This is a genomic window from Flavobacterium sp. WC2416, assembly GCF_041200095.1.
Taxonomy (GTDB): Bacteria; Bacteroidota; Bacteroidia; order Flavobacteriales; family Flavobacteriaceae; genus Flavobacterium.
Genome location: NZ_CP165626.1, coordinates 1,315,677 through 1,328,760 on the forward strand (window position 1 = coordinate 1,315,677; position 13,084 = coordinate 1,328,760).

The window sequence follows — 13,084 nt, forward strand, 5'->3', positions numbered from 1 at the left end:
TATGGCAATATTAAGCAAAAAAGCAATGAATTTCTGTTATGGAATGGGTGCTGCAGTTGTAATCGTAGGAGCATTATTCAAAATAACACACATAGAATTTGGTCCTATAACTGGTAATTTAATGTTAACGATTGGATTGTTGGTTGAAGCTGGGATTTTTGCTCTTTCGGCTTTTGAACCTGTTGATAATGAATTAGACTGGACTTTAGTATATCCAGAATTGGCAAATGGTGAGGCAAAAAAGAAAGCACCTAAAGTAGAGGCTCCAGTTGCTGAAGCTCAAGGTTTACTTTCTCAAAAATTAGATGCCATGTTGAAAGATGCAAAAATTGACGGGGAATTGATGTCAAGTTTAGGAAATAGCATTAAAAATTTCGAATCAGCTGCAAAAAGTATTGCTCCAACTGCTGAATCAATGGCATCAACTAAGAAATACAGTGAAGAATTGACTCTTGCTGCTGCTCAAATGGAATCTTTAAATAGTTTATATAAAATACAATTGCAAAGTGCGTCAAGAAATGCCCAAATTAATGAAGAAGTTGTCGAAAATAACTTGAAATTAAAAGAGCAAATGCAGTCATTGACTACAAATTTGTCGTCATTGAACAATGTTTATGGTGGAATGCTTTCTGCAATGAATAACAAGGGATAATTAGTTTCGAACTATAAAAAAACAACTAACTAATTAGTAGAAAATATGGCAGGAGGAAAACTTACCCCTAGACAGAAGATGATAAATCTGATGTACTTAATTTTTATTGCAATGCTGGCTTTAAATATGTCAAAAGAAGTTTTATCTGCTTTTGGGATTTTAAATGTTAAAATTGTAGAATCAAATGCAATTACAGATCAAAGAAATGAAGGCTCATTTGCACAATTGGCGCAAAAAGCGGTTGATCAGCCGGGTCAATTTGGAGATAAAAAGGTAAAAGTTGAAAAGATAAGAGCTTTATCTAAACAATTTAATGATTATTTAGAAAATATTAAAGCATCTGTTACTAAAAATTTTGAAAGAGACGCTAAAGGTAATTTGCCTTATGAACAAATGGATAAGGGCGATTTAATAGATCGCATGTTTTTTACTGGAGATAAAGTCTCTAAACAAGGTAAAGAATTTTTAGATAAAATAAATAGTTATCCAGCTCAGATTAAGCAAATTGGAGGTAGTTCTATTGCAGAGTCTGAAATGACAAAAATAGAAGCTAGATTTGCTACAAAACCAGTGTATTCAGAAAAAGCAGGTGCTAATTTAGATTGGATTGATTATAACTACAAAGGTTTTCCTTTGATTGCTACAATTACTAAAATATCTCAATTGCAAGCTGACATTAAGGCTACAGAAAGTGATATTATGAGTGGAATGTTTCAATCTGATTTGGTTGCTGCTGCATCACTTACAGCTTATCAACCAATTGTAGTTCTTGATAAATCAGTATTCTTTCAAGGTGAAGCAGTTTCAGGTAAAATTATATTAGGAAAATTTGATCCATCATTACAGGCTAAATCAGTTATATTGAATGGTTCAAATATTCAAGCGATGGCTGGTCAAGCTAAATTTTCTTTTGGAGCAGGTAATATTGGTGAACATCCTATAAATGGTTCGTTTAATTTTGATGAGGGAGGGAAGACAGTAAGTTTAGCAATTAAAGACAAATATGTGGTTGTTGCAAGACCTAAATCGGCTACCATTTCAGCGGATAAAATGAATGTAGTGTACAGAGGTGTTGTTAATCCAATGACTATTTCATTTGCTGGAATCTCTGCTGATAAAATTTCAGCTTCAGCTCCAGGATTAAGCTCTGCAGGTGGTGGTAAATTTAGCATGAGTCCTACATCTGGGAATGAAGTAGTGATTAATGTTACAGGTACGTTACCTGATGGTTCTAAAGTTTCAGATAAAAAGACATTTAGAATTAAAGGAATTCCAGGACCAACAGGAACAATTAGAGGAGAAACGGGTGTTGTAAAAGGGCCTAAATCTAATCTTGAGATTGCAACGATAGGTGCTAAATTAGAAGATTTTGATTTTGAAGTGGGGTTAAATGTTGTAGGGTTCAATTTAAAAGTTACTGGACAGCCAACAGTAGTTGTACAAGGTGATAAATTAAATTCTCAATGTAAAGCTGTACTTTCTAAAGCGGGAAGAGGAGATCAAGTTACCATTTCTGAAATTAAAACAAAATTAGTAGGTGCTGGTAGTTATTTATTACCTAGAACTGCTCCGGTTATTTTTGAAATACAATAATAAGTAGGTTGCCTTATTGGCATCTTCAATATCTTATAATGAAAACATGATGAATGTGAGAAAATTTTTATTAGTTATTATTTCCGTTACTGGAAGTGTTTCATCTTTTGCGCAATCTAATTTGCTAAATGCAAAAACACCTTCTGAAATAGGTCTTAAAACTGCTGCTCAGCTTATTTCTGATAATGATAAGCCTTTGGCCTATGGTTACGTTCATGATAGAGATGTATTAATGGGTAAGACGACTTGGGAAATTATTGATTTAAGCGAGAAAATCAACTTCGCTTTATACTTTCCTATTGATACTGCTAACATTGGTTCTGATAGACGTTCTTTATATGATGTTTTGACAAAAGCAATTAGAAGCGGTGCAATTAGTGACGTCTATTCTGATAGTTATTTTAATACTAAGAAATCTTTTAAAGACATTCAATCTTCTTTAACAAGAGTTGATACTACGGATGCTGGTAGGGAGCAAATAAATGCTGGATCACAGGTTTCTCCTGAGTATATTTTGAGATCTGATTTAACAGCTCAAGATGTAACACAATACAAGATTAAAGGATATTGGTATTTTGATAAACGTCAAAGTGAATTAAAATATCGTCTTTTAGGTATTTGTCCTGTGACTCCTGATGTGTACACTATGAATAATGATGAAAAAGATTATATTGAATTATTTTGGATCTTTTTTCCGTCGGCTAGAGAGGTTTTGCATGAAGCAAAAGCATTTAACGACGTGAATTCTGCCATGCCTATTTCTTTTGATCAAATTTTAAATTCAAGGCGTTTTAATAGTGTTATCTATAAAGAAGAAAATGTATATGGTGATAGATCTATTGCTGAATACATGAAAGATAACGCTCAAAATCAATTGTTGGAATCGGAAAGAGTTAAAGAAAAGATACGTGATTTCGAATCTGATATGTGGAATTACTAATTTCATTTATTAGTTAATATTAGAACTCTTGCTGTAAAGCAAGAGTTTTTTATTTATAGCTGACTTAGTTTTATTTTTTAATACACGTACTTTGTATTTTATTCTAAAATTCATTTTTTAATATGATTGATTATTTAATTGTTGGTTCTGGATTAGCAGGAATATCATTTTCCGAAATGGCTCTAAAGCATCATAAGTCAATTTTGGTTCTGGATAATTATTCTCAAAATTCATCTAGAATTGCTGGGGGATTGTACAACCCTGTTATTTTAAAACGATTTAGTGAAGTTTGGTGTGCTCAGGAACAATTAGTATTGATGGAAAGCTTTTATTCTGTTATTGAAGAGAAACTTAAAATGCAATTCGATTTTAAAAAGCCAATTCTAAGAAAGTTTTTTTCTATAGAAGAACAAAATAATTGGTTTACAGCTTCGGATAAAGAAGCTTTATCTCCTTTCTTGTCTCCAAATATAATTACAACCCAATTTTCTGGAATTCACTCACCTTATAATTATGGCGAAGTACTTCATACTGGATATATTGATACAGCTTTGTTATTAGAAAAATATAGAGCTTATCTAATGGAGCATAATTTATTTTTGTGCGAATCCTTTGATTATGATTCTTTAGTCATCCATAATGAAGGTGTTAGTTATAAAGATATCCAAGCTAAGAATATAATCTTTGCTGAGGGATTTGGTATGCATGCAAATCCTTTCTTTAACCACTTGCCGTTAGATGGTACAAAAGGGGAGTTGTTTATCATCAAAGCGCCACAATTAAACTTAGATGTAATAATTAATACTAGTGTTTTTATTTTACCACTAGGCGGAGACTTGTTTAAAGTAGGTGCCACTTATAATTGGAAAGACAAAACAGATTTGCCTACAGAAGAAGGCAAGCAGGAGTTAATAGACAGAATAAAAGAAATTATTACCTGTGATTTTGAAATTGTGGAACACTTTGCTGGTGTACGACCTACAGTAAAAGATAGAAGACCTTTGGTAGGAACACATTCAGAGCACAATTCAATGCATATTCTTAATGGACTAGGGACTCGTGGCGTAATGCTAGGACCTGCAATGGCAAAAGCTTTATTTGAAAATATTGAAGAAGGAATACCTTTAGATACAGTTATTAATATAAATCGGTTTAAACCTAAAAAACAATAAGTATTAAGCTTTAAAATTTGGATCGTAAGAAACAAACATATTAATATAGATATTTCTTGACCATCTTAATATAAATGGAAATAATATAATAATAGATGCTATTATAGCTATAAAAGCCACTTTTAAAGAGGAGCCAAAAATTAAATAGGAAACTATAAAGGCAGCAATTCCTGTAGCTACATTTAGTCCATAACTAACGTACATAGCTCCATAAAAGAAGGAGGGTTCAATTTGATATTTTAGACCACAATGACTGCATTTTTCATTCATTTTTAAAATATTGCCCAAATGCAGCACGTTTTGATCTAAATACATGCTCTCTTTCTGACATTTAGGACAAGTTCCTGTTAAAATGCTATATAATTTGGATCCTTTTTTTAACATTTGCAAAAAATTTAATTTTTCCTTTTCTGGAAGTTGTAAATTTACAAATTCAAAAAGGAATAAACTCATAATACATGCTTAATATACACAATTTATCCGTTTCATTCGGAGGTACTTATTTATTTGAAGAAGTAACATTTCGTCTTGGAGCTGGAGATCGAGTAGGTCTTGTTGGAAAGAATGGTGCAGGTAAATCGACCATGCTAAAAATGTTAGCAGGAGATTTTCTTCCTGACACAGGTGTGATTTCTCAAGAAAAAGATGTTAGAATGGGTTTTTTGCGTCAAGATATTGATTTTGAGCAAGGACGTACAGTTCTAGAAGAAGCATATGAAGCTTTTATAGATATTAAAATTGTAGAAAAAAAATTAGAAGAAATTAATCACTTATTGGTCACTCGTACTGATTATGAAAGTGAAGAATATTCAAAAATAATTGAAGATTTATCGGATTATACGCATCGTTTTGAATTGTTGGGTGGTTATAATTACGTGGGAGATACGGAGAAAATTCTTCTTGGTCTTGGTTTTAAAAGAGAAGTTTTTAATAATCAAACAGAAACTTTTTCTGGAGGTTGGAGAATGCGTATCGAATTAGCCAAATTATTATTACAAGCTAATGATGTATTGTTACTCGATGAGCCTACCAATCACTTGGATATCGAAAGTATCATTTGGTTAGAGAGTTTCTTACGTAATTACCCTGGAGTTGTTGTTATTGTTTCGCACGATAAAATGTTTTTGGATAATGTAACCAACAGAACGATCGAAATTTCGTTAGGAAAAGCGTATGATTTTAACAAGCCTTATTCTCAATATTTAGAATTGCGTCATGAAATTCGCGAGAAACAATTGGCCACACAAAAGAATCAAGCGAAAAAAATTGAAGAAACAGAAAAATTAATTGAGAAATTCCGTGCCAAAGCTTCTAAAGCTTCTATGGCGCAGTCTATGATTAAGAAATTAGATAAGATTGAACGTATTGAAGTAGATGAAGATGATAATTCGGTGATGAACATCACTTTTCCAGTTTCCAAAGAGCCAGGTAGAGTAGTAGTTGAAGCTGAAAACGTAACCAAAAGTTATGGTGATAAAACCATCTTAAAAGATATTAATTTATTAGTTGAAAGAGGAAGTAAAATTGCTTTTGTTGGTCAAAACGGACAAGGAAAATCAACTTTTATCAAAGCGATAGTTGACGAATTTGAGTACGATGGTACTATTAAATTAGGACACAATGTACAATTGGGTTATTTTGCCCAAAACCAAGCAGAATACTTAGACGGAGAAATTACGTTACTTCAAACTATGGAAGATGCCGCTGCCGATACGAACCGAATGAAGGTCCGTGACATGTTAGGCTCGTTCTTATTTCGTGGTGATGATGTAGAGAAAAAGGTAAAAGTGCTTTCAGGAGGAGAAAGAAACCGTTTGGCACTATGTAAATTGTTATTACAGCCCATCAATGTTTTGCTGATGGATGAGCCTACGAATCACCTGGATATTAAATCTAAGAATGTGCTAAAGGCTGCCTTACAAAAATTTGGAGGGACCTTACTTTTGGTTTCTCACGATAGAGATTTCTTACAGGGAATGTCAAATCTTGTTTATGAGTTCAAAGATCAAAAGATAAAGGAATATTTGGGTGATATAAATTATTTCTTGGAGCAACGCAATTTAGAGAATATGCGTGAAGTCGAGAAAAAAGATGCTCAAAAAGCTGCAGCACCTAAAGAAAGTAATAAAGCATCATACGAAGATCAAAAGAAAGGGAAATCGTTACAGAATCGCTTGAGTAAAGTCGAAAGCCAAATCAAGCAATTGGAAAAAGACATTCAAAATGATGATAAAATGCTTGCTTCTAATTATGACAAACACATAGAAGATGCTAAGTTTTTTACAGCCTACAATAAAAAGAAAGCCGAGTTAGATAAATTATTAGCTGACTGGGAAAACGTACAAGAAGAAATAGATAATTTGTAGCCAATCCAGCTATTCATTACAATCTTTCCACAAAAAATCTTTTTTTACAAAACTGTAGCAGGAGCTTCCTTTGGTCGCTCTGCCTCAGTTGTAAAAAAGGATTTTTTTTATGGAAAGGATTTTCATTCCTATCTGGGCTATAAGTGTATGAATTTGAATACTATTTTTTAATCAATTAACCCTATTTTTTTTGAATGAGCAATTGCTTCAGTACTAGTTTTAAAATAGCAAACGGAAATATTTAAGGTTTCTAGATTAGTTAAGGCTTTAATCACCTTAGTTTTCTTATGTTTGCCCGTTTGCCGAATGTAAATAACCTTAACGGTTAAAGGGAAAATTTTACTAATAGCTTCGTAAAGAAATGGATCATGTTGAGAATCATCACCAATTAAGACATATTTTAGATTTGGATAGAATTCTAAAACATGTTTTATTTTGTCAAATTTATGATTATGACCTCCACGTCCAGTCCAAAAAAAGTTAGTCAAACTTGTTTTAATGTCTTTTAATAATAAAACAGCTTTTGGTAATTTGTGGATGTCTGTAAATTTCACTAGGAAACGATATAAGTTCCATTCACTACTAGAAACATAAAAAAAAGCATTTAGTTCTTCATTGTTTTTTCTTCCAGCAGTGCTTAAGGCTTGATAATGCTGGGCTACATCTGCGAAAATTTTTCTGGTATTTACATTTCTAAATAAAAGGTGATATAGTTTTTTGAGTGGATTAATCGTGTAAGAAACTAAAAAAGTATCATCAATATCTGAAATAATTCCAAGATTTCCTTTGAATGGTCGAATGAAGCTCTCCTTACTTGTAATGGTATGCGTTTCGTGAATAATACTCACTTCATAATCAATCCAACCATAATGAATGTTTTGATCTAATGGAATACAAAATTTAAAATAGCCGTCTATTAATGTTTTTGTGTGAATTTTGGTATTGTTATGGGTCAAATAAACATCGGCATTTGCCATTGTTTTTATTCTGAACATACTGATTACCGAGCTTGCGTTTTTGAAGTTTTTTGAAAGAAAGTCATAATCTTTCTTTTTTGTAGGCTTGAAAACATGCCCCATCACAATTAACTCTTGCTCATTTGCATAACCACGATATAATTTTAAAACAGGTCTCATTTTGTAGTACTTTTGAAGTAAGTTGAAAATTAATTATTTTTAAGCAATAAAAGCAATAAAACTTTGAAAAAGAATATCGTAATGATTACTAATCCTGTGTCAGGAGGAATTGACAAATCAGAATTTATAGAGGCAACTGCACTTTATGTCGCTAAGGAAAACCTTAACTTTGTATTATATGAAACAACAGGGGATGCTGATAGCAAAAAGATTAAAGAAATTTATAATATATTCAAACCAGAAAGAATAATTGTAGCTGGAGGAGATGGTACTATAAAGTTAGCAGTGGAAGCATTAGAAAATGCTGAAGTTATTTTTGGAATTTTACCTGCAGGATCAGCAAATGGATTAGCAACCGATTTAAATTTACCAAAGACTCTTGAGGAGAATTTAACGATATGTTTTCATAATGATTATGTAGAAATAGATATAGTTGTAATAAACGGTAAAAAAAGTTTGCATTTAAGTGACTTAGGGTTGAATGCTTCACTTATTAAAAACTATGAAAATAATGCGCTGCATGGTAAATGGGGCTATGCTTTGCAAGCATTTAATACTTTGATTGATAGAGAAGATCCTTTTAATGCAACAATAGAGGCAAATGGAAAAAAGTTTGACTGTTTAGCACAAATGATTGTTGTTGCTAATTCTCAAAAATATGGAACAGGAGTGACTATAAATCCAAACGGACTGATGAATGATGGTAAATTTGAATTGGTAATTATAAAAAATTTAGATTTGCTTGTTTTTGGCAAAATTATTACAGGGAATTTACCATTAGATACCGAAGACATTGAGATTATTTCAACGGACAAAGCCATAATCAAAACAGATAGACCGGTTAGTTTTCAAATTGACGGAGAATATTATGGGTTAGAAACGGAACTTAATATTTCAATTTCTGCTCAAAAAATGAGGGTAGCTATTCCATAATATTTCTATTATTTAAATGGGTTTCTTTCTTTCCATTCCATTACAGGTTCAAAATAACTAAACGTTCTAGATACAAATAAATTGATAAAAGGATTGCTGTGTTTCATTAAACCATACATTTTAATTGGTTTTGCGCCTACCGAACTTTTTATTTCTAAAGCTGTTCTTGCAAAAATGATTCGTTTGTATCCTTTATTGATTGAATAACCAATCATATCATACAACATATTGAGATATAACATTTTTTCACGTTGGTGCTTCTCATCATATCCCAAGAAATAGGTGTCAATGTCTTTGCCATTTTTTATTAAGGTATTAAATCCGATTAATTCATTATCAATAAAATAACCGTAAAAAAGAAACTGGTCTTTTAGTGCTTTTTTAAATTCTTCAAAATGATTTTCAGGCAAATAAAAAGTATTAAAAGGTGCGTTCTTTGCTACATTCATATATAACTCATGTATTCTGATATTGTATTCTTTTATTTCTTCTAGAGATAATTTTTTCTTAGTAATAGTTGTTGCTTTTTTTCTTGCTCTCTTGTATTGATCTCTATATTTTTTGGATAAATCATTGATGTAATCATCAAATATATTCCATGTTTCTTGAATAGAAAAAACCATATTTGGTTGTGTGGAAAAGTTGAAAAAAGAATTGTACTCAGGAATTTTAAAATTTTGAATTTCTTGATTTGCAAAATCTTTAAAAATGGTGAGATGTATTTTTAATGCCTTTTTTTTGAAGATTTTCTTTAATTCCTCGGATGCTTTTTCTAATAAAATTAAGCCTTCAGTTACAGGTAATTTTTCATTAAAGCAGTAACTGTTTTGACCAGTAAGCATATTGTTTCCAATCACCAATACTTTCGAACTAAGATTTTTAAAAACTAAATTCCGAATCACCGTTTTTAAACAATGATCTCTTTCTCCAAAAGAACTTACCTCACTTAAATTAATAAATTGTGACAAAGCCGCGCCAACTAATTCTTGGTCTTGAAACAAACCAATAAAATGGCAATCCATATTTGTAGGGGCGGATGATTCTAGAACAGATAAATAATCACTTGAAAGAAAGATGTTGTCAACAACTAATGAATCCCAGCCAACAGGTAGATTTTTTGAGGAAGAATAGATTTGAAATGAAAAGTTAGAGCCCAATAGATAGTTAATTAGTATTTGTCTAAATTAATATATAAAGTTAAATGAGAAAGAGATTATATAAATTTTAACTAATTTTAATAAAAACATATTGTTATGGAAAAGTACAATGAAGAAACAGCTCAACCTAAATTGAGAGAAATAAAAGGTTGGTTTTTTAAAAATGAAGCAATTGAGAAAAATTTTATTTTTAAAAATTTTAGTGAAGCGCTAGGGTTTATTGTTCAAGTTGGATTGCTGGCTGAGAAACAAAATCATCATCCAGAGTGGTTTAATGTGTATAATAAAGTAGATATTAGATTATCAACACATAGTGCCAACGGACTTACTGATAAAGATTTTGAATTAGCTAATTCCATCGAACAGCTTTTTTAAAAAAAAATCTCATTTCATTTTTTTATGAAATGAGATTTTAATAGAGAGTAGAATATTTAGTTTTTATTTCCAAGCACAAATAATTCCGCCCATTAGCATAAAACATACTATCCAAAAACCACCACTTACTAACGTGTACTTGTAGCTTTTTCTTTCAAAAAGTGCATTTGTTCCAATAATGGGTAACGCAAGAAAAAGTCCCGAAATGAAACCATGTAACGCTCCATGTTTAAAAGTTCTAAATGCTGTTCCGTAATCTGCCATAAATGCTGTGTAAGATGGTTTTGCAATTGTAGCGTCACCGCCAACCATACTTAAGGCTCCAAATTGATGAATGGTTAGGGTTTGAAGGACCATAGCAATTAAAAAAGCATAAAAAACGGCCATGCCAAAAATCAAGGCCATATTGCCGCCTTTCATTTTGTCTTCGGTCATTCCTGACTCTTTCATCCATATTGTTCCAAAAACTTTTGGATGATACCATACAAAACCGACTAGTAATGTTGAAATTGCAGCAACAACAAGTGCTAAAAAGTTAATTTCCATAAAGTTATATTTAAAGTTGATATTTCAAATGTAATATTTTTTTTATTAATAATAATTCATTTTTTTGTAGGAATATTATACCATTATAATTACAATTGATGTATTTCATCGATTTTATTTGTTGATAAACTCCTTTGTAAGTACTTTTATTCTATCAAATAAGTAATACCCCAATTATTATGAAAAATATTTTAACTCTACTTTTAACTGTTTTAACATCATTTTCGATGATGGCAGATGTTTCTTTTTCTGATAAGGCAGTGCTGTTGAAATTGTATAAAGCAACTAATGGAGACAATTGGACTACAAAATGGGATTTAAATACCCCAATTTCTACTTGGTATGGTGTCAAATTGGATGGAGACAAAGTAATTGCAATCAATTTATCTGATAATAACTTAGTTGGTGAAATTCCTAGTGAAATTTCAAGCTTAGTCAATTTGCAAGAATTAAATTTACATAAAAATAATATTTCTGGAAGTATACCTTATGCTTTGGAAAATTTAAAAGAACTTAAAGTACTTGATCTTTCGTTTAATAAATTGACCGGAATTATACCAGCTACTATTTGTGAAATGAATAATTTAAAAGATCTTGAGCTTTACATGAATAGAATTTCTGGTGAATTGCCTTCTCAAATTGGGAATTTAAAATCTTTAGAAACTTTAGCCGTTTTTAATAATGAAATTGAAGGTCAAATACCTAACTCTCTTTATGAAGTAAAAACATTAAAAGTTTTGCTTTTAAATAGTAATAAAATAGTTGGGAAATTAAGTGTTAATGTTGCCAATTTAGAAAATTTAGAAAACCTTAGCTTATTTGAAAATAATATGGATGGACAAGTTCCTTTCGATTTAGAGAAATTAAATAATCTAAAAGAAATGAATATTTCATACAATATGTTTAGTGGTTTAACATCAAGAAAATTGGCAGTATTAGATACTTTAAATATGACAATGGTTAATGATAAAGGTGTTGCAGTACTATTAGATGTAAAAATGGATGTTGAAAGACCATTAGTATCTGAAGATTAAAAATATATTATAAAATTTGGTTGTTTTAAAATAAGTTTTTGTGATAAATTTAGTTAGTTTAACCTGTGATGTAAAACATCACAGGTTTTTTTTTGAAAGAAACTTTTTCTAATCAACATATTTGTGTTCTTTTAGCCAATTTTGACAGTCAGTCGTCCAATATTTACTGCTGTGTTCTTTACCCAATCCAAAACCATGGCCACCTTTCTCATATAAATGGAGCTCCGCTGGAACTTTATGTTTAATTAAAGCTTCATAATAAACAATGCTATTTTTTGCTGATACCACTGTGTCATCCGATGCGTGGACAAGAAAAGCCTCTGGAGTTTCGGACGTTACTTGTAACTCATTGGAGAACTTCTCTATTGATGATGCTGAAGCTTGATTTCCTAATAAATTAGTTTGTGAGCCTAGATGAGTAATCTCACTATTCATAGAAATTACTGGGTAAATTAAGAGGGAAAAGTTTGGACGAGCATTTGTAGTGTCTGTTGATTGATAAACCTTTTCACTATAATGTGTAGCTAGTGTTGAGGCTAAATGTCCTCCAGCAGAAAATCCAATAATTCCAATTTTATTTTTATTTATATTCCATTTAGCAGCATTTCGTCTCACGTACCGTATTGCTTCTTGTGCATCTTGCAATGGTCCAGTAGTTTTATCTTTCATTATTTGATCAGTTGGTAACCTATATTTTAATACATAGGCTGTTATCCCCATTGTATTTAACCATTCTGCAACTTTATTCCCTTCTTTATTTATTGCTAAATGTGAATAACCTCCTCCTGGGAATACTATTACAGCGGTTCCAATTTTGTTTTCATCAATTGCAAGGAGGAATTTTAATGAGAATGGGGTTTTAGTTGGGACGCATGGTGATTATCCATTAGAAACTCGTCTGGTAGCACAAGAATATAAAGTACCTTTTGTAGATTTAGAATATTATTCCGAATTATTAGAAGCTTCATATGGTTCCGAAAAATCAAAAGGGTTGCATTTACATTTCAAACCAGGAGAGATTCCATATTACCCAGAAGGAAAATCAGATGATACCCATTTAAGTAAAAATGGCGCTTTGGCAATTGCGGGTTTAGCAATAGATCAAATCAAGTTATGGAATGATGATTCTTTAGATAAGCTTAAAAAAGCGATTAAATAATAAAAGTTACTGAGGGGATTG

The 13,084-nt window shown here is 31.3% G+C and carries 14 protein-coding genes; 9 read left to right on the forward strand and 5 right to left on the reverse strand.

The genetic code is table 11. The features are described from left to right. Position 1: 1 nt before the first annotated feature. From gldL to AB3G39_RS05490, 4 genes are all read left to right on the forward strand, one after another. Positions 2 to 652 carry a gliding motility protein GldL gene (gene gldL / locus AB3G39_RS05475; RefSeq protein WP_367754999.1) on the forward strand — a complete coding sequence of 217 codons (651 nt, stop codon included), beginning with the start codon at positions 2 to 4 and terminating at the stop codon, positions 650 to 652. A gap of 45 nt (positions 653 to 697) precedes the next feature. Then, the gene (gldM, locus tag AB3G39_RS05480) at positions 698 to 2,245 is read left to right on the forward strand and encodes a gliding motility protein GldM (RefSeq protein WP_367771878.1); all 1,548 of its coding nucleotides are present in this window, start codon (positions 698 to 700) and stop codon (positions 2,243 to 2,245) included. Between the two features lie 49 nt (positions 2,246 to 2,294). Beyond that, positions 2,295 to 3,185 (forward strand): gliding motility protein GldN, encoded by an 891-nt coding sequence (gene gldN / locus AB3G39_RS05485; protein WP_367774182.1) that lies wholly within the window; start codon positions 2,295 to 2,297, stop codon positions 3,183 to 3,185. A gap of 122 nt (positions 3,186 to 3,307) precedes the next feature. Continuing rightward, on the forward strand, positions 3,308 to 4,357 hold the full coding sequence (locus tag AB3G39_RS05490; protein ID WP_369766195.1) for an NAD(P)/FAD-dependent oxidoreductase: 1,050 nt from the start codon (positions 3,308 to 3,310) through the stop codon (positions 4,355 to 4,357). A gap of 3 nt (positions 4,358 to 4,360) precedes the next feature. On the opposite strand, the gene AB3G39_RS05495 is transcribed toward AB3G39_RS05490, so the two are convergent. After that, positions 4,361 to 4,741 (reverse strand): DUF983 domain-containing protein, encoded by a 381-nt coding sequence (locus AB3G39_RS05495; RefSeq protein ID WP_367754993.1) that lies wholly within the window; start codon positions 4,739 to 4,741, stop codon positions 4,361 to 4,363. Positions 4,742 to 4,815: 74 nt separating this feature from the next. On the opposite strand from AB3G39_RS05495, the gene AB3G39_RS05500 reads away from it, so the two are divergent. Continuing rightward, the gene (locus AB3G39_RS05500) at positions 4,816 to 6,723 is read left to right on the forward strand and encodes an ABC-F family ATP-binding cassette domain-containing protein (RefSeq protein WP_367754991.1); all 1,908 of its coding nucleotides are present in this window, start codon (positions 4,816 to 4,818) and stop codon (positions 6,721 to 6,723) included. A 167-nt stretch (positions 6,724 to 6,890) separates the two neighbouring features. Here the strand turns inward: AB3G39_RS05500 and AB3G39_RS05505 are convergent, their stop codons facing one another. Beyond that, complete coding sequence (locus AB3G39_RS05505) at positions 6,891 to 7,859, reverse strand: App1 family protein (protein ID WP_367771874.1); 969 nt, start codon at positions 7,857 to 7,859, stop codon at positions 6,891 to 6,893. A gap of 63 nt (positions 7,860 to 7,922) precedes the next feature. Here AB3G39_RS05505 and AB3G39_RS05510 point away from each other — a divergent pair, with 63 nt between their 5' ends. Then, entirely contained in the window at positions 7,923 to 8,792 is an 870-nt protein-coding gene (locus AB3G39_RS05510) for a diacylglycerol kinase family protein (RefSeq protein WP_369766196.1), read from the forward strand. Between the two features lie 8 nt (positions 8,793 to 8,800). Here the strand turns inward: AB3G39_RS05510 and AB3G39_RS05515 are convergent, their stop codons facing one another. Beyond that, complete coding sequence (locus AB3G39_RS05515) at positions 8,801 to 9,949, reverse strand: GNAT family N-acetyltransferase (RefSeq protein WP_369766197.1); 1,149 nt, start codon at positions 9,947 to 9,949, stop codon at positions 8,801 to 8,803. 96 nt (positions 9,950 to 10,045) lie between these two features. On the opposite strand from AB3G39_RS05515, the gene AB3G39_RS05520 reads away from it, so the two are divergent. Then, positions 10,046 to 10,324, forward strand: coding sequence for a 4a-hydroxytetrahydrobiopterin dehydratase (locus AB3G39_RS05520; RefSeq protein WP_367771869.1), 279 nt, complete (start codon positions 10,046 to 10,048; stop codon positions 10,322 to 10,324). Between the two features lie 63 nt (positions 10,325 to 10,387). Here the strand turns inward: AB3G39_RS05520 and AB3G39_RS05525 are convergent, their stop codons facing one another. After that, positions 10,388 to 10,870, reverse strand: coding sequence for a DUF1761 domain-containing protein (locus tag AB3G39_RS05525; protein ID WP_367771867.1), 483 nt, complete (start codon positions 10,868 to 10,870; stop codon positions 10,388 to 10,390). 179 nt (positions 10,871 to 11,049) lie between these two features. On the opposite strand from AB3G39_RS05525, the gene AB3G39_RS05530 reads away from it, so the two are divergent. Further along, positions 11,050 to 11,904, forward strand: a complete 855-nt coding sequence (locus AB3G39_RS05530; protein ID WP_367771865.1) for a leucine-rich repeat domain-containing protein — start codon at positions 11,050 to 11,052, stop codon at positions 11,902 to 11,904. Positions 11,905 to 12,012: 108 nt separating this feature from the next. Here AB3G39_RS05530 and AB3G39_RS05535 read toward each other — a convergent pair whose 3' ends face one another. Further along, positions 12,013 to 12,732 carry an alpha/beta hydrolase gene (locus AB3G39_RS05535; RefSeq protein ID WP_369769812.1) on the reverse strand — a complete coding sequence of 240 codons (720 nt, stop codon included), beginning with the start codon at positions 12,730 to 12,732 and terminating at the stop codon, positions 12,013 to 12,015. Here AB3G39_RS05535 and AB3G39_RS05540 point away from each other — a divergent pair. After that, complete coding sequence (locus tag AB3G39_RS05540) at positions 12,719 to 13,063, forward strand: hypothetical protein (RefSeq protein WP_369769733.1); 345 nt, start codon at positions 12,719 to 12,721, stop codon at positions 13,061 to 13,063. The genes AB3G39_RS05535 and AB3G39_RS05540 overlap by 14 nt on opposite strands. The last annotated feature ends 21 nt before the right edge of the window (positions 13,064 to 13,084 follow it).